Consider the following 16,724-nt stretch of genomic DNA (forward strand, 5'->3'; position numbering starts at 1 on the left):
GAACATGGACCCCGGTTTCCATAACCTGCAGCCGGGAGGAGCACATGCCGTCCGTGGCCGACATCGAGGCAGAGTTCGCGGCGCGGCCCTGGCGGGCCCTGTCTCCGGCCGATCTTGGCCCGGCGGCAGAGGTGCCCACCATGCTGACCCCCGAAGAGCGGCTGCTATACCACTGGCTGGGGCGGCGGGTGCAGGGCGAGGGCGCGACGGTGGATCTTGGCGCCTATGCCGGGGGCTCGGCCGCGCTCCTGCTGTCCGGCCTTGCGCTTTCGGGCCGGAAATTCCACGTCCACAGCTACGACCGCTTCCGGTCGTCCCGCACCTTCTGGGCAAGGTTCATGCCCGACGAACCCCTTCCCGAGACCGACGATGCCGACCTCCTGCCCGTGGTCCGACGCCATCTCGCCCCCTGGGAGGGGCATGTTACGCTGCACATAGGCGACATCGGCGAAAAGCGCTGGACCGGCGGGCCGATCGAGATCCTCTCGGTCGACGCGGCCAAGGGCGCGGCGATGGCCGACCATATCGCGGCCGAGTTCTTTCCCGCGCTGGTCCCGGGCCGGTCGATCCTGGTGCAGCAGGATTACCTCATGGCCGTGCAGCCCTGGCTTCCCGCGCAGATGGTGGCCCTGCGCGACTGCTTTGTGCCCCTTGCCCATGTGCCGCGGGTGGGCCTCGTGTTCCTGTCGGTGGGTGCGGTGACGTCCGCGGCGCTGGCATCCGCGCGGGTCGGGGAGCTGACCGACGGCAAGCTGATGCAAAGGGTGCGCGATGCGGCGGCCTGGCACGATGGAATGGTGCCGCGGGGCCGGTTCAAGGCCATGCTTGAACAGGTCAAGGCCAACCCTGGCGTGCGGCTTGGCTGGCAGATGAAGCATGCGGCGAGACGGAAGTAGGCGGGCGCCGCCTGGGGCACGGGCCCGCCCAATTTCCCCGGGCCGAGGGTGTCCCCGGCCCAAGACCAGTGTCAGATGTTGCCGGCGCTCATCTCGCGGGCGATGTGGTCGGCCTGGCGGATCGCCAGGGCGACGATGGTCAGCGTCGGGTTTTCCGCCGCGCCGGTGGTGAACTGCGAGCCGTCCGACACGAAGAGGTTCGCGATGTCATGGGTCTGGCCCCACTTGTTCACCACGCCGTCCTTGGCCTTTTCCGACATCCGGTTGGTGCCGAGGTTGTGGGTGGATGGATAGGGCGGCGTCGGGAAGGCGCGGGTGGCCCCCACCGCCTCGTAGATCGCCATGCCCTGCTTGTAGGCGTGGTTGCGCATCGCGATGTCGTTCGGATGGTCGTCGAAGTTGACGTTGGCGACCGGCAGCCCGTACTGGTCCTTCACGTCCGACAGCGTGACGCCGTTCGTCAGCTGCGGCATGTCCTCGCCCACGATCCACATGCCGGCCATGTTCTCGTAATGGTCAAGCGCCGTGGTGAAGCCGCGGCCCCAGCCGCCGGGGTTGAGGAAGGCGGCCATGAACGGGAGACCCAGCGACAGCGTCTCGAGTTCATAGCCCCCGACAAAGCCGCGCGACGGGTCGTGCCGCGCCTCGTCCTGGACGATCCCCGCCATGGTCGTGCCGCGCCACATGCGCACCGGCTTGTCGAAGATCGCATAGACCGACCCCGTGGTGTGGCGCATGTAGTTCTTGCCGACCATGCCGGACGAATTCGCCAGCCCGTCCGGGAACATGCTGGAGGCCGAGTTCAGCAGGAGCCGCGGGCTTTCGAACGAGTTGCCGGCGACGCAGACGATCCGCGCCTTCTGCATCTGCAGGTTGCCGTCCTTGTCGAAATACTCGACTCCGGTGACCTTCCCCGCCTCGTTGTGCAGGATGCGCGCGACATGGCTGCGCTCGCGCACTTCCAGGTTGCCCGTCGCCTCGCCCTCGGGGATGTCGGTATAGGCGGCCGACCACTTGGCCCCCCATTTGCAGCCCTGAAAGCAGAAGCCCGTCTGCTGGCAGGAGATCCGGTTGCCCGTCGCGTCCGAGGACTGGATCGCCATGCGGCCGGTGTGGACCTCCTTGTAGCCCAGGGCCTTCGCGCCCTTCTCGAAGACCAGGTAGTTGTTGTTCCCCGGCAGGCCCGGACGGTTGCCGGTGCGCGTCACGCCCAGCTTGTCCTCGGCCTTCTCGTACCAGGGCGCCATCTCGGCCGCGTCGATCGGCCAGTCCAGCAGGTTCGCCCCCTCGACCGCGCCATAGGTGGTCAGCGCCTTCCACTCGTGCTCCTGGAACCGGATCGAGGCGCCCGCCCAATGCGTCGTGGTGCCGCCCACGGCCTTCACGATCCAGGCCGGCAGCGTCGCGAAGTCCTTGTGGACGCGCCAGGAGCCGCTGGTCGTCCGGGCGTCGAGCCAGGCCAGCTGGCCGAACGACTCCCATTCGTCGTTGATGTAGTCCTCGGGCAGATAGCGCCCGCCGGCCTCCAGCGCGACGACCTTGACGCCCTTCTGCGCCAGTTCGTTGGCCAGCACCCCGCCGCCCGCGCCGGTGCCGATGATGACGACCACCGAATCGTCGTTCAGGTCGAATTTCGCAACCATCTCAGCGGCCCTCCCTTACAGCCAGTCGATGTCGTTGAAGCCGCGCTCGATGTAGCCACCCTGGGAGAAGCTTTCCCCCTGGTAACCGAAGATCGGCCAGACCTCTTTCTGGTTGTAGAGCCCGGTCACCAGCCCGGCCCGGATCGTCTGGAAGAAGGGCGTGGTCTCGATGGACTGGAGAAGCTTCACGCGGTCCTCCTCCCAGCCCGCCGCGACATAGCTGTCGAAGCCGGCGGCCTTGGCGGCGGCATCCAGCGCCGCTACGCCCTCGGCCACGAAGTCCTTCTGCTCGGCGCTGTCATAGCCCTTGACGGCCACCGCGTAGAAACGGTCCGCCACCTGGTCATGCGGGTAGATGTCGCGCGCCATCTGCAGAAGCGTGGCCATCTGCTCGGGCGTGATCGTCGTCACCTCGACCGCCCAGGCGGCGTCGGGCGCGGCGATGAAGCCGGTCCCCACCACCGCAATCGTGCCGGCGGACAGGCCGCGAGACAGGAGCTGACGCCGGGTCAGCCCCCGAAGGTCATGTTTTGTCATGGTTTCCTCCCTGTTGTCTGGCCGGGCACTGGCCGCCTCCCCTCCTCCTCTAGAGGAAGCGGCCGCCCCGCTGGATGACCTCGATCTGGTAGCCATCGGGGTCAGCGATGAAGAAGAACTTGGCGACCGGCGTGTCGCCATTGCGGAAGTCGACGACCTTGCGGGGGGCAAGCCCGGCGGCGGTCAGGCGGGCGTGCTCGGCCTCGACATCCGGCACGCTGACCGCGAGATGGCCGTAGCCGTCGCCCAGATTGTAGGCCTCGGTGCGGCCCTTGTTGACCGTCAGTTCCAGCTCGAAGCTCTGGTCGGCGTTCGACAGGTAGATCAGCGTGAAGCCGTCGAAATCCAGCCGGTCCGCGACCTTCAGCCCGAAGGCCGTGTCGTAGAACGCGACCGAGCGCGCCTCGTCCAGCACGCGCACCATCGAATGAATCAGCTTGGCCATCAGGTCCCCCGGCAGTTCCGTCTATCTGGTAAGATTAACGGACCAATTTCGGGGGCGGGTAGTACGGGAATACTACAGGCGGTTTTTCTACTCGGCCGCGAACCGGTCTTGCGGGACCTGATCCAGTTCGCCCAGGTGGATCATGCAGGCGCAGCGCAGCAGAGAGGTGAAGTTCGTCGCTTCGCCATGCTGCTCCAGCACCTCGGAATGCAGCTTGGACAGGAAGGCGGGTGTCGAGCAGCCGTCCTTTGCCGCCATCTGGTCGACGATCCCCCAGAAGGCGCGTTCCAGCCGGATGCTGGTGGATTGCCCGTTAAGCCGCAGGCGGCGAGTGACATATTCATAGCGGGCCGGGTCCTGCCCGGCGAACATCTGACACATCGCTGGCCCCTCCCATGTGGTCAGAGGGTCAGTGTGGGACGTGTCGCGCGAATCGTCAAATCAAGCTTGCGGCCCAAGGAAAAAGGGCCGCCCCGAAGGACGGCCCTGTCCAGAGGACGGTGCGCTGTAGCGCACCCTACGCTGTCATCAGGCGATGATCTTCGACACCACGCCGGCGCCGACGGTGCGGCCGCCTTCGCGGATGGCGAAGCGCAGCTTCTCTTCCATCGCGATCGGGGCGATCAGCTCGACCTCGAACTTCAGGTTGTCGCCCGGCATCACCATCTCGGTGCCTTCCGGCAGCTTCACCGTGCCCGTCACGTCGGTCGTGCGGAAGTAGAACTGCGGACGGTAGTTCGCGAAGAACGGCGTGTGGCGGCCGCCTTCCTCCTTGGTCAGGATGTAGGCCTCGGCCTCGAACTTGGTGTGCGGCTTGACCGAGCCGGGCTTGCACAGCACCTGGCCGCGCTCAACCCCGTCACGGTCGATCCCGCGCAGGAGCGCGCCGATGTTGTCGCCCGCCTCGCCGCGATCCAGCAGCTTGCGGAACATCTCGACGCCGGTGCAGACCGACTTCTTGGTGTCGCGGATGCCCACGATTTCCACTTCGTCGCCGACGTTGATCACGCCGCGCTCCACCCGGCCGGTCACCACGGTGCCGCGGCCCGAGATCGAGAACACGTCCTCGATCGGCATCAGGAAGGGCTGGTCAACCGCACGCGCCGGGGTCGGGATGTACTCGTCCACCGCCTTCATCAGCGCGCGGATCGACTGCTCGCCGATCTCGGGGCTCTCGCCGATCATCGCCTGGTGGGCCGAGCCCTTGATGATCGGGATCTCGTCGCCCGGATATTCGTAGGACGACAGAAGCTCGCGCACTTCCATCTCCACCAGCTCCAGGAGTTCCTCGTCGTCCACGAGGTCCACCTTGTTCATGTAGACGACCATGTAGGGGATGCCTACCTGGCGGCCGAGCAGGATGTGCTCGCGCGTCTGCGGCATCGGGCCGTCCGAGGCGGCCACGACCAGGATCGCGCCGTCCATCTGCGCCGCACCCGTGATCATGTTCTTCACATAGTCGGCGTGGCCGGGGCAGTCCACGTGCGCGTAGTGACGCTTCTCCGTCTCGTATTCCACATGCGCGGTCGAGATCGTGATCCCGCGCGCCCGCTCTTCCGGCGCGCCGTCGATCTGGTCATAGGCCTTGAATTCGCCGAAATACTTCGTGATCGCCGCCGTCAGCGTCGTCTTGCCATGGTCAACGTGACCGATGGTCCCGATGTTCACGTGCGGTTTCGTCCGTTCAAACTTTGCCTTCGCCATCGCGCTTTCCGCCCTTGTCCAGATCAGGCCCGCGGCGGGCCCAAGATTACACGCGCGGCGACTTAGCCCGCGTGCGCAGGAAATTCAAGCCTGATCGGCCGGGGCCGCCGGGTGCGGCAGCGGCACGCTTTGCCACCGCCCCGGCCTGCCCTATCTTCACGGCATCATGCTCGACACGCCCGCCTCCCTGCCCGCCCGTGTGGCGCTTCACACCGAACCCATGGGGGTCTGGGCGAGCTTCCGCGCAGCCCAGCGCAACGTGCTGGAACTGATCCCCGAGATCGCGACCCGGGTGCCGATCCTGTCGGGCCGGACCGGCAAGCGCTGGCACATGCTCATGGACCCGGAGGGGCTGAAGCGGGTGCTGCGCGACCGCGTCGAGGACTATCCGAAATCGGTCGTCACGAAGCTGATCCTGGAGCCCGCGATCGGCGACAGCCTGTTCGTCGCGGAAGGCGCGCAATGGATGTGGCAGCGCCGGACGGCCGCGCCGGTTTTTTCCCACCGCAACGTCACGGCGCTGGGTCCGGTGATGACCGCGGCGGCGGAAAGGTCGGTCGCGCGGCTGGAACGCGCCGTGGGCCGGGCGGCGGACCTCTTCGACGAGATGGTGACGGCAACCTTCGAGGTGATCGCGGATGTCACCTTCTCGGACGGCTCGGGCTTCGACCGGGGCGCGGTCCATGCCGCCATCGAGCAATACATCGCCGAGACCGCGAAGGTCTCGCTTCTCGACATCCTCGGCGCGCCGCCCTGGGTGCCCCGGCCGAACCGCCTGTTTACCGGCAGCGCGATGCGCGACACCAAGCGCCTGGCCGACCGGGCGATCGAGGCGCGGAAGGCCGAGGGCGGGAAGACGCCGCCGGACCTCCTCGACCTGTTGATGGCCGGGTCCGACCCCGAAAGCGGGCGGCAGATGACCACGTCGGAACTGCGCGACAACCTCCTGACCTTCATCGTCGCGGGGCACGAGACGACGGCGCTGACCCTGGCCTGGGCGCTCTATCTCTGTGCCTTCGACCAGGACGTGCAGACCGCCGCCCGGGCCGAGGCGCAGGCGGCCCTGGGCGACCGGGCGGCGACGGTGGCCGACCTCGCGTCCCTGCCCCTGACCCGCCGGATCGTGGACGAGGCCTTGCGGATGTATCCCCCCGCCGCCTTCCTGTCTCGCACCGCGATGGCCGCCGACACCCTCTGCGGCCGCGAGGTCCGCCCCGGCGACACGGTGATCCTGCCGATCTACGCGCTGCACCGGCACCGGCTGCTTTGGGAGGACCCCGACGCCTTCCGCCCCGACCGTTTCGCCGACCCCAAGGCCGTGCCGCGCTTTCAATACCTGCCCTTCGGCGACGGCCCCCGCATCTGCATCGGCGCGTCGTTCGCGCTGCAAGAGGCGGTGATCGTGCTGGCGACACTCCTCGCCCGCTTCCGTTTCTCCCCCATCCCGGGGAAGGAGCCGAAGCCGGTGATGATCCTGACCCTGCGGCCGCAGGGCGGGGTCTGGCTGAAGCTGGAGCGGGCCTGAAGCGCAAGTTCCCTGCGTGCGGTTGCCCTGCCATCTGCGGTCTGGCCCGACTGGACCATATTTCCGATTGTTTCAATCAACATTATTGACTCCACGAGACATGCGGCGCTATTTCCGACTTTATCAGTCATCTTTTCAGGAGTCTCTTCATGACCTTCCCTCCCTCGATGCCTCGCCCGACCCGGCCCCGGCCCGTCGCGCCACGGCTCTGGACGGGCATCGCCGCCGGCAGCGCCATCGCCCTTGCGACGGCTCCGGCTCTTGCACAGGGGCTTGTCGCACCGCCGGCGACGCCGGAGAAGGCAGCGCCCGGCATGGTCTGGCTGGCCCAGGCCGAAGGCGGAGAAGGGGGCGAGGCCGGTGCGATCGCCGGGGCCGACGCGAACGTGGCCTATCTGGCGCAGCTGGCGATCGTGGAAGGCCACCTGGTCGCGGCCCTGGACCTCTACCGCAAGGGCATGGTGGACGAGGCGGTCGGCCTGTCCTGGCATCCCGAGGCCGAGATGATGGAGGAGGTTCGCGCCAATCTCGCCGCGCGGGGCGTGCCGGATGTAACCCCGGCGATGGCGGCCTTCTCGGCTGCGATGGAAGCGAAGGCTCCGCTCGCCGAGGTCGAAACCGCCCTGGCGGCGGTCCAGACCGCATTCGCGACAGCGGCGGCCGCCGGACCCGACGACTTGCGCGCTCGGGCCGATGCGCTTGCGCTGCTGGTCCGCGCCGCCGCGCATGAGTATGACGAAAGCATCGAGAACACGAGGGTCACGGATCCCTACGCCTATCACGAAGCCGCAGCCTTCGTTATGGTCGCTCGCCGGCAGGCCGAAGCCCTGGCGACTGATCCGGCTGCTGCGGCGCAGGCGAGCAAGGCTCTGGCCGCCCTGCAGGACGCAGGCGAAGCCTTCGGCGACCTGTCCGCCCCGACGCTCGAGGCCCGGGATCCGGCAATCCTGCTCGCCGTAGCCGCCAGGGTGGAACTGGCCCTTTCCTCGGTGCGATAGGCCATGATGCTGGTGATCCAGGGGCTGATCCCGCCGGCCGAGGCGGCAGTCCTGCGCGAGGCGGCGCGCGAGCTTGACTTTGCCGACGGAAAGGCCACGGCCGGCCGCTTTGCGCGCGAGGTCAAGGCCAATGATCAGGCCGCCCCCTCGCCCGAGCGGGAGGCGATCTTTGCCCGGGTCGAGCGGGCCCTGCGGGAGAACGGCCTGTTCCGCTCGGCGGCCCGGCCGCGCGCGATCAGTCCGCTGATCCTGTCGCGCTACCGCGAGGGCCAGACCTACGGGCTGCACGTCGATGATGCGGTGATGGGGGGGCTGCGGACCGACCTTTCCTTCACGTTGTTCCTGTGCGATCCGGCAAGCTACGTCGGCGGCGCCCTCGTCATCGAGGACACGCTGGAGACGCGCGCGATCCGGCCAGGGGCCGGCGATCTGATCCTCTATCCCTCGACCACGCTGCATCGGGTCGAGCCGGTGACGCGGGGCGAACGTTTGGCGGTGGTGGGCTGGGTGCAAAGCCAGATCCGCCGGGCTGACCAGCGCGAGATCCTGTTCGACCTGGATCAGGCGGTCGAGGCCGCCCATGCCCGGGAGGGCAAGAGCGGGCAGTTCGACCGGCTGGCCAAGACCCGGGCCAATCTCATCCGGATGTGGGCAGAGACCTGAGCCTCAGGTGAACCGGTTGTCGCGCGGGAAGCCGCGCGGCGCCATCTTGCCGGCGCTGGCGCGGGCGCCGGTCCATTCCAGAAGGTCGGTCTCGGTCCGCGTCCGCCCGGCGGGGTCCTTCCAGCTCAGCCCCTCGGCCTTGTTGAAGGTGATCGCATCGGACAGCCCGCCGTCCTTGTACTTCTGCAACCGGACACCCTTGCCCTTGGCCATCTCCGGCAGTTCGGACAGCGGGAAGACCAGCATCTTCCGGTTGTCGCCCACGACCGCGACCATGTCGCCGCTGACCGGAGTGCAGACGGCCGTCTTTACTCCGTCGCGGACCGTCAGCACGGCCTTCCCGGCCCTGGTCTGGGCCAGCAGTTCCTCGGATGGAACGATGAACCCGTCGCCCGCAGACGACGCAAGCAGATACTTCTGCCCTGCCCGCCAGACCAAGAGATCGGTGATCCCGGTGTCGTTCGGCAGGTCCACCATCAGCCGCACGGGTTCGCCCATGCCCCGCCCGCCGGGCAGGTTCGCGCCGAGAAGCGTGTAGAAGCGCCCGTTCTCGGCCACCAGCAGGATCTTGTCCGTCGTCTCGGCATGGAAGGCAAAGCGCGGGCCGTCGCCGTCCTTGAACTTCTGTTCCGCCGTCAGGTCGACATGGCCCTTCAGCGCCCTGATCCAGCCCATGCGCGAGCAGATCACCGTGATCGGCTCGCGGTCGATCATCGCTTCGTAGGGGATGTCCTCGACCTCGGTCGCGTCGGCGAACTGGGTCCGCCGCGCCCCCAGCGCGGTGCCCTTGCCGAACAGCTTCCGCACCTCGTCGAGTTCCTTGCCGATGCGCTTCCACTGGCGGCGCTCGCTGTCCAGCAGGTCGGCAAGGTCGGCGCGTTCCTGCATCAGCGCGTCGCGCTCGGCGTTCAGCTCCATCTCTTCCAGCCGCCGCAGGCTGCGCAACCGCATGTTCAGGATCGCCTCGGCCTGCACCTCGGTCAGCTGGCCCTCGCCCCCCTTGGCGGGGGATTTGTAGTCCTTCTCCGACGTCGCCCGGATGTGTGATTTCGACCAGTCCTCGGCCATCAGCGCGGCCTTGGGGTCGTCGTCGTATCGGATAATGTCAATCACGCGGTCGAGGTTCAGGAAGGCGACCAGCAGGCCTTCCAGCACCTCGAGCCTTGCGTCGATCTTCTCGATCCGGTGCAGGCTGCGCCGCCGCAACACGTCCCGGCGATGGTCCAGAAAGGCGCGCAAGACCTCTTTCAGGCTGCACACCTTCGGCACCTTGCCGTCGATCAGCACGTTCATGTTCAGGCTGAAGCGTACTTCCAGGTCCGAGTTGCGGAACAGGCTCCCCATCAGCACCTCGGGGTCCACGTTCCGGGCGCGGGGCTCCAGGATCAGTCGGATATCCTCGGCGCTCTCGTCCCGGACATCGGCGAGGAGCGGCACCTTCTTCAGCTGGATCAGCTCAGCCAGCTTCTCGATCAGCTTCGACTTCTGCACCTGGAACGGGATTTCCGTCACCACGATCTGCCAGGTGCCGCGGCCCAGGTCCTCGACCTCCCATTTGGCGCGCGTGCGGAAGGCGCCTCGACCGGTGCGATAGGCCTCGAGGATCGACTCGCGCGGCTCCACGATCACCCCGCCGGTCGGGAAATCGGGCCCGGGGATCAGCGCGACCAGCGCCTCGTCCGACAGGTCGGGGTCGGCCAGCAGCGCCTGGCAGCCGTCGATCAGCTCGTCCAGGTTGTGCGGCGGGATGTTGGTGGCCATGCCGACCGCGATGCCCGAGGAGCCGTTGGCCAGAAGGTTCGGGAAGGCCGCCGGCAGCACCACCGGCTCTTCCAGGCGGCCGTCGTAGTTCGGGCGGAAATCGACGGCGGTCTCGTCGATGCCTTCCATCAGCGCCTCGGCGGCGACGGTCACGCGGGCCTCGGTGTAGCGGCTGGCCGCCGGGTTGTCGCCGTCGATGTTGCCGAAGTTGCCCTGCCCGTCCACCAGCGGGTAGCGCATGTTGAAATCCTGCGCGAGCCGCGCCATCGCGTCATAGATCGCCTGGTCGCCGTGCGGGTGGAAATCCCCCATCGTGTCGCCGCTGATCTTGGCCGATTTCAGGAACCCCCCAGTCGGCGTCAGCCGCAGCCGCCGCATCGCCCAGAGGATTCGCCGGTGGACGGGCTTCAACCCGTCGCGCGCATCGGGCAAGGCCCGGTGCATGATGGTCGACAGCGCATAGGTCAGATACCTCTCCCCGATCGCGCGGGACAGGGGTTCCGAGGTGGTCAGGCTTTCAGACCCCTCGATCTTGGGCTCGTCATCGTCCATCGTCATGGATGTTGTGTAGGCAAAAGCGGCTCTCTGGTCCAGATGAACAATGCGGCGAAGGGGGACCGTCGCGGCTGTCGTGCATTTTTCCTCCACGCGAACGTTAGGTCTGTGCTATGAGACGGCCACGAACCGAACGGATTCCAGATGCTGCGCCTGACGTTGATATTGTGTGCGGGGCTCTATGCGGCCCTGATGATTGCCGGTGAAGACAGGGGCCAGCTGCGGCCCGGGCTTGCCGCTGCGGCGGCACGGATGGCCGCTGCCGATGGGGTCAGCGGGTCCGAATCGGGGCCATCAGCCTCGCCGGCAGAGACTCTGACCGTGGTGTCAGCCGAGCCGGTCGCAAAGACAGAGCCGCAGGCATCTGCCGCACCCGTGGTGGCCCGCGCCGAACCCAGGCCCGCTGCCCCCGCCCCCTATGTGGAACCGGCCCGCGAAGTCGTGACCCGGCTGGAAGAACCCATCTTTTCGCTGGCCTCGCTCGGCAACGAGGCCGTCCCCGCGGCGGCCGACGCGCAACCGGCAGCCGAAGCCGCGCCCGAAGTCGCCGACGGCGGCATGGGCACGATCTGGTATGTCGTGGCCAATTCCGTGAACGTCCGCGCCGAACCCTCCACCGAGGCCGACATCCTCGGCCGGCTCGGTTCCGGCGAGGCCGCGCTTCTGGTGCAGCAGGTCGATGCCGACTGGGCGCGCATCGTGATCCAGGGCGACGGGGTGGAAGGCTACGTCGCCATGCGCTACCTCAGCCCCGAGGCTCCGTAACGGGGCCAGCCCCCGCAGGAGTCCCGATGCCACAGCGTTCCGTCCTGATCACCGGCTGTTCGTCGGGCATCGGCCTTGACGCCGCCCGCAGCCTGAATGCCCGCGGCTGGCGCGTGTTCGCGACCTGCCGGCAACAGGCCGACTGCGACCGCCTGATGGCCGAGGGGCTGGAAAGCTTCCGCCTCGACCTCGCCGACGAGGACAGCATCGCCGCCGCCGTGACCGAGGTCGTCGCGCGCACGGGCGGCAGGCTGGACGCGCTTTACAACAACGGTGCCTTCGCCTGCCCCGGCGCGGTCGAGGACATCCCCCGCGGCGCCCTGCGCGAGATCTTCGAGACCAACCTCTTCGGCACCCACGACCTGACCCGCCGGGTGATCCCGCTTATGCGCGCGCAAGGGCACGGCCGGATCGTCAACTGCTCTTCCGTCCTCGGCCTGGTCGGGGCCACCTGGCGGGGGGCCTATGTCTCGACCAAGTTCGCGCTGGAGGGGCTGACGGATGTCCTGCGGCTGGAAATGCGCGGCACCGGGATCGAGGTGATCCTGATCGAACCCGGCCCCATAGCGACGAAGATCCGCGAAAACGCCGTGCCGCATTTCGAACGCTGGATCGACTGGGAACAGTCCGCCCGGCGCGACCAGTATGCAGCCTTGCGCGGGCGGCTCTATGACAGGAAGACGAAGAAGGACGCCTTCGAGCTTGGCCCCGAGGCGGTGACCGCCAAGCTGATCCATGCGCTGGAAAGCCCCCGGCCCCGCGCGCGCTACTACGTCACGACGCCGACCCATATCGCCGGCTTCCTGCGGCGGATCCTGCCGACCCGCCTCCTGGACCGCGCCATCGCGAAGGGTTAAAGCCGCGCCGCCTCGCTGTGCAGACGCTCGACCAGACCAGCGTCCAGCTTCAGCGCCGAAGCCAGCTGATTCAGGTAGGCCTTCTCCGCCTCGGTATCCGGGTCCACCGCCAGCAGCGAGACCGCGTAAAGCTGAACCGCTTCGGCCTCGGAGTTCGCCAGCGCCGCAATCCGCGCGGCATCGAGCGGCGCGTCCAGTTCGGCCGCGATCAGCGCCGCGGCCTCGTCGCCAAGGCCAAGGTTGCCCAGCTGCCCGTCGATCCGCGCGCGCTCATCCGGTGTGACATGGCCATCGGCCTTGGCCGCCGAGACCATCGCCTGCAACAGGTGCGTCGCCAACTCGTCCGCCGCCGCCGGATCCGAGGGCAGGAACTCGGTGCCCTCGGGGCTCGGCAGCGTCGCCGCCCCCCCGCCCGAGCGCCCGGCCTTCCAGTCCTCGTAGGCCTTGTAGGCCAGCCCGCCGATCGCCGCCATGCCGCCGATCTTCAGCGAGGTGCCCAGGATGCGCCGCCCGCCGCTGGTCAGGATCAGCCCCAGAAGGCCGCCGGCAATCGCGCCCTTGCCAAGGGCAGACTGGTTGTTCCAGGTCTCTTTCGCCTTGTCGGTCAGACCCTTGGCCCCCTGGCCTCCGGTCAGCTGGTTCAGCCCGCCCATCAGGTCGTCCAGCAGGGATTTCGCGTTCAGCATCGGGGCCTCCTCGGGTTGCCGCACCCAATATGGGAAGCCGACTGCAACAGGGCAATGACGGCCCGCGATCCCGGCCAACCGCCGCCTATGCCTTGCCCCAGCCGCCACCGCCGGGGGTGCGCATCTCGAACAGCGCGCCCGCGGGCAGGTCGCGCTCGTCATTGCCCTCCAGCCGCTCGATCCGTCCGTCCGGCCAATGCACCAGGTTCTCGCCCACCGCGCCCGGACCACCGCCGTCCACACCGAAGGGCGCGACCTTCCGGCTGCCGCAGAGCGTCGTGACCGTCACCGGCTCGAGGAACCGCAGACGCCGCACCGCGCCGTTGCCCCCCGGCCAGCGCCCTGCCCCGCCCGAGCCATGCCGGATCCCGAACGCCTCCAGCCGGACGGGGAACCGCTTCTCCAGCACTTCCGGGTCGGTCATCCGGGTGTTGGTCATGTGGCTTTGCACCGCGTCGCAACCGGCAAAGCCGGGCCCCGCCCCGGTGCCGCCGGCGATGGTCTCGTAGTTCTGGAAACGGGCGTTGCCCCAGATGAAGTTGTTCATCGTCCCCTGCGCGGCCGCCACGACACCCAGCGCGCCGTAAAGCGCGTTGCAGGCCGACTGGCTGATCTCGGTATTCCCCGCGATCACCGCCGCCGGCGCGCGCGGGTTCAACAGCGTTCCTTCCGGCACCACGATCTCCAGCGGCTTCAGGCAACCCTCGTTCAGAGGGATGGGCTTGCCGACCAGCGTGCGGAAGACGTAAAGGACGACCGCCCGCGTCACCGCCTGCGGGGCGTTGTAGTTGCCCGGATGCTGCGCGCTGGTGCCGGTGAAATCGATTTTCGCCGATCGCACGGCCCGGTCCACCGTCACCCGCACCACGATCTCGGCGCCGATGTCGAGGGGCATGCGGAAGGCCCCGTCCGACAGCCGGTCGATCACCGCGCGCACGCATTCCTCGGCATTCCGCTGCACATGGCCCATGTAGGCCGTCACCACGTCGGCCCCATGCTGCGCCACCACGCGCATCAGTTCCCGCCGCCCGGTCTCGTTCGCCGCGACCTGCGCCTTGAGGTCCGCCATGTTCTGATCCGGCGACCGGCAGGGCCAGCGGCCCGAGCCCAGAAGCGCCCGCGTCTCGTCCTCGGCCAGCCTGCCCTCCCGCACCAGGTGGAAGAGGTCGATGACCACCCCCTCCTCCTCGATCGTGCGGCTGTCGGGCGGGCCCGAGCCCGGCGTCCGCCCGCCGATGTCGGCATGATGCCCGCGCGAGCCCAGCCAGAAGGCCGGCCGCCCGTCCACGAAGACCGGCGTGATGACGGTCACATCCGGCAGATGCGTGCCCCCGTTCCAGGGCGAGTTCAGCATCCAGGCATCGCCCTCCCGCGCCGTGGCGCCGACCGCCGCGATGACGGTCTTGACCGCATGGCTCATCGACCCAAGATGCACCGGCACATGCGGCGCATTGGCCACAAGATCCCCGGCCGCATCGAAGATCGCGCAGGAAAAGTCCAGCCTTTCCTTGATGTTGACCGACCAGGCCGTGTTGGCCAGCGTCGCGCCCATCTGGTCGGCGACCGACATGAACAGGTTGTTGAACAGTTCCAGCCGCACCGGATCGACCGCCGTGCCCGCCGCCGCCTCCCGCGACAACTCGGCCACCCGGCGCAGGATCAGGTTGGCACTTGCATCCACCGTCGCCTCCCAGCCCGGCTCGACGATCACCGTCCCCGTCGCCTCGGCAATCACCGCCGGCCCCGCGATCCGCGTCGCCGTCCCGCAATCCTCGCGGCGGTAGAGCGGCACCTCCTGCCAGCGCCCGCCGGCCCAGAGGCGCAGTTGCCCAGCCGGCTGGCCCGCGCCCGGACCGGGGGCCAGGACCGGCAGGTCCGCCCCGCCGCCTTCCGCCTCGGCCGCCAGCATCTCGAACCACAGCGCCCGTTCGGGAGAGGTGAACCCGAACCGCGCGCGATGCGCCGCGGCGAAGGCCTCGGCCATGGCCTCCGCCTCGCCGAAGGGCACCGCCAGCGACTGGTGCTGCCCCTCGTAGCGCAGATGCGCCGTCAGCGTCAGTCGCGGCCCCGCCACGCCCTGGGCGACCAGCGCCGCGGTCGCCTCCTCCGCCAACGCCGCCATCCTGTCGCGGGCCGTGTCCACCGCCGACAGGGGCGCATCGAACTGCGCCTCTCGCAAGCTTCGCAGCTCGGCCAGGCCCATGCCGAAGGCCGACAGAACCCCAGCCTGGGGATGGATGAAAACTGTTTTCATGCCAAGCGCGTCCGCAACCCCGCAGGCATGCTGTCCACCCGCGCCGCCAAAGCATTGCAGGGCATATCCGGTCACGTCATGCCCGCGCTGGACACTGATCTTCTTGATCGCATTGGCCATGTTGTCGATGGCGATGCGCAGGAAGCCCTCCGCGATCGCCTCGGGCCGCGCGCTCTGGCCGGTCGCCCGAGCGACCTCCCCGGCCAGGGCCGCGAAGGCACGCCGCACCGCTTCGGCGTCCAGCGGCTGGTCGCCCGAGGGGCCGAAGACCGCCGGGAAATGCGCGGGCGAAATTCGACCCAGCATCACGTTGCAATCTGTGATCGTCAGCGGCCCGCCCCGGCGATAGGACACCGGGCCGGGATTGGCCCCGGCGCTTTCCGGGCCGACCTGGAACCGCCCGTCGCGGAAGGAACAGATCGACCCGCCCCCCGCCGCAACCGTGTGGATGTCCATCATCGGCGCACGCATACGGACGCCCGCGACCTCGGTTTCGAACGACCGTTCGTATTGCCCGGCATAATGGCTGACATCGGTCGAGGTGCCGCCCATGTCGAAGCCGATCAGCCGGTCGAACCCCGCCGCCTCGGCCGTGCGCACCATGCCGACGATACCGCCCGCCGGGCCGGACAGGATCGCGTCCTTGCCCTGAAAGCGCCCGGCCTCGGTCAGCCCGCCGTTCGACTGCATGAACAGAAGCCGCCGCGTCGCCCGGCCCATGTCCAGCGCGCCCTCGACCTGCGCCACATAGCGCCGCAGGATCGGCGAGAGATAGGCATCGACCACGGTCGTGTCGCCCCGCGCCACCAGCTTTGCCAGGCGAGAGACCTGATGCGAAAGGGAAATCTGGGCGAATCCGGCCTCGCGCGCCATCCGGCCGATCTCGGCCTCGTGCGCCGGATTGACATGGGCATGCATCAGCGCAACCGCCACCGCGCCGATCCCCGCCGCGCGCGCCTGCGCCAGCGCGTCGGCGACCGTCGCCCGGTCCAGCGGACGGATCTCGCGGCCGTCGGCGTCCATCCGTCCGGGAATCTCGAACACCTGTTCGTAAAGCAGGTCCGGCCGGCGGATGTTCAGGTCGAACAGAGAGGGCCGCGCTTGTGTCCCGATGCGCAGAAGATCACCGAACCCCTCGGTGATCAGCAGCGCCACCCGTTCGCCCTTCCGCTCCAGCAAAGCGTTCGTGGCAACCGTAGTGCCCATCTTGACCGCCGAGATCGCCCCGTCCGGGATCGGCTCGCCCTCGCGCAGCCCCAGACAGTCGCGAATCCCCTGAACGGCGGCATCGGCATAGCGTTCGGGGTTCTCGGACAGAAGTTTCGCCGTCACCAGCCGACCGTCCGGCGCGCGGCCCACCACATCGGTGAAGGTGCCGCCCCGGTCGATCCAGAATTCCCAAGCGCCCATCAGCCCAGCCCCCCTGCCGCTTCTT

The 16,724-nt window shown here is 68.4% G+C and carries 14 protein-coding genes; 6 read left to right on the plus strand and 8 right to left on the minus strand.

Features of this window, described 5'->3' with window-relative positions; all coding sequences use genetic code 11:
* Positions 1-44: 44 nt before the first annotated feature.
* Positions 45-896 carry a hypothetical protein gene (locus FL625_RS14155; RefSeq protein ID WP_149589332.1) on the plus strand — a complete coding sequence of 284 codons (852 nt, stop codon included), beginning with the start codon at positions 45-47 and terminating at the stop codon, positions 894-896.
* Between the two features lie 71 nt (positions 897-967).
* On the opposite strand, the gene FL625_RS14160 is transcribed toward FL625_RS14155, so the two are convergent.
* The 5 genes from FL625_RS14160 to tuf all read right to left on the minus strand — a co-directional run bounded on the left by FL625_RS14160 (position 968) and on the right by tuf (position 5,225).
* Positions 968-2,539: a GMC family oxidoreductase gene (locus FL625_RS14160; RefSeq protein ID WP_149589333.1), complete on the minus strand. Its 1,572-nt coding sequence runs from the start codon at positions 2,537-2,539 to the stop codon at positions 968-970.
* 15 nt (positions 2,540-2,554) lie between these two features.
* Complete coding sequence (locus FL625_RS14165) at positions 2,555-3,076, minus strand: Twin-arginine translocation pathway signal (RefSeq protein WP_149589334.1); 522 nt, start codon at positions 3,074-3,076, stop codon at positions 2,555-2,557.
* 49 nt (positions 3,077-3,125) lie between these two features.
* Complete coding sequence (locus tag FL625_RS14170) at positions 3,126-3,521, minus strand: VOC family protein (protein ID WP_149589335.1); 396 nt, start codon at positions 3,519-3,521, stop codon at positions 3,126-3,128.
* A gap of 87 nt (positions 3,522-3,608) precedes the next feature.
* Complete coding sequence (locus FL625_RS14175) at positions 3,609-3,902, minus strand: ribbon-helix-helix domain-containing protein (protein ID WP_149589336.1); 294 nt, start codon at positions 3,900-3,902, stop codon at positions 3,609-3,611.
* 147 nt (positions 3,903-4,049) lie between these two features.
* A complete protein-coding gene (gene tuf / locus FL625_RS14180) occupies positions 4,050-5,225 on the minus strand; it encodes an elongation factor Tu (protein WP_149589320.1) in 1,176 nt (391 codons plus the stop codon).
* Positions 5,226-5,391: 166 nt separating this feature from the next.
* Here tuf and FL625_RS14185 point away from each other — a divergent pair, with 166 nt between their 5' ends.
* The 3 genes from FL625_RS14185 to FL625_RS14195 all read left to right on the plus strand — a co-directional run bounded on the left by FL625_RS14185 (position 5,392) and on the right by FL625_RS14195 (position 8,411).
* The gene (locus FL625_RS14185; RefSeq protein WP_149589337.1) at positions 5,392-6,750 is read left to right on the plus strand and encodes a cytochrome P450; all 1,359 of its coding nucleotides are present in this window, start codon (positions 5,392-5,394) and stop codon (positions 6,748-6,750) included.
* A gap of 149 nt (positions 6,751-6,899) precedes the next feature.
* Entirely contained in the window at positions 6,900-7,748 is an 849-nt protein-coding gene (locus FL625_RS14190) for a 4-helix bundle domain-containing protein (RefSeq protein ID WP_149589338.1), read from the plus strand.
* Between the two features lie 3 nt (positions 7,749-7,751).
* A complete protein-coding gene (locus FL625_RS14195) occupies positions 7,752-8,411 on the plus strand; it encodes a Fe2+-dependent dioxygenase (protein WP_149589339.1) in 660 nt (219 codons plus the stop codon).
* Positions 8,412-8,414: 3 nt separating this feature from the next.
* On the opposite strand, the gene parC is transcribed toward FL625_RS14195, so the two are convergent.
* Complete coding sequence (gene parC / locus FL625_RS14200) at positions 8,415-10,730, minus strand: DNA topoisomerase IV subunit A (RefSeq protein WP_435532709.1); 2,316 nt, start codon at positions 10,728-10,730, stop codon at positions 8,415-8,417.
* Positions 10,731-10,871: 141 nt separating this feature from the next.
* Between parC and FL625_RS14205 the strand changes: the two genes are divergently transcribed.
* Together FL625_RS14205 and FL625_RS14210 are read left to right on the plus strand one after the other, a co-directional pair.
* On the plus strand, positions 10,872-11,492 hold the full coding sequence (locus tag FL625_RS14205; RefSeq protein ID WP_149589340.1) for an SH3 domain-containing protein: 621 nt from the start codon (positions 10,872-10,874) through the stop codon (positions 11,490-11,492).
* A gap of 26 nt (positions 11,493-11,518) precedes the next feature.
* Positions 11,519-12,349, plus strand: a complete 831-nt coding sequence (locus tag FL625_RS14210; RefSeq protein WP_149589341.1) for an SDR family oxidoreductase — start codon at positions 11,519-11,521, stop codon at positions 12,347-12,349.
* Here the strand turns inward: FL625_RS14210 and FL625_RS14215 are convergent.
* The gene (locus tag FL625_RS14215) at positions 12,346-13,035 is read right to left on the minus strand and encodes a tellurite resistance TerB family protein (RefSeq protein ID WP_160147784.1); all 690 of its coding nucleotides are present in this window, start codon (positions 13,033-13,035) and stop codon (positions 12,346-12,348) included. The genes FL625_RS14210 and FL625_RS14215 overlap by 4 nt on opposite strands.
* An 85-nt stretch (positions 13,036-13,120) precedes the next feature.
* Positions 13,121-16,699: a hydantoinase B/oxoprolinase family protein gene (locus FL625_RS14220; RefSeq protein WP_149589343.1), complete on the minus strand. Its 3,579-nt coding sequence runs from the start codon at positions 16,697-16,699 to the stop codon at positions 13,121-13,123.
* Positions 16,700-16,724 lie beyond the last annotated feature (25 nt).

This window comes from Tabrizicola flagellatus, from assembly GCF_008271465.1.
GTDB lineage: Bacteria > Pseudomonadota > Alphaproteobacteria > Rhodobacterales > Rhodobacteraceae > Tabrizicola > Tabrizicola flagellata.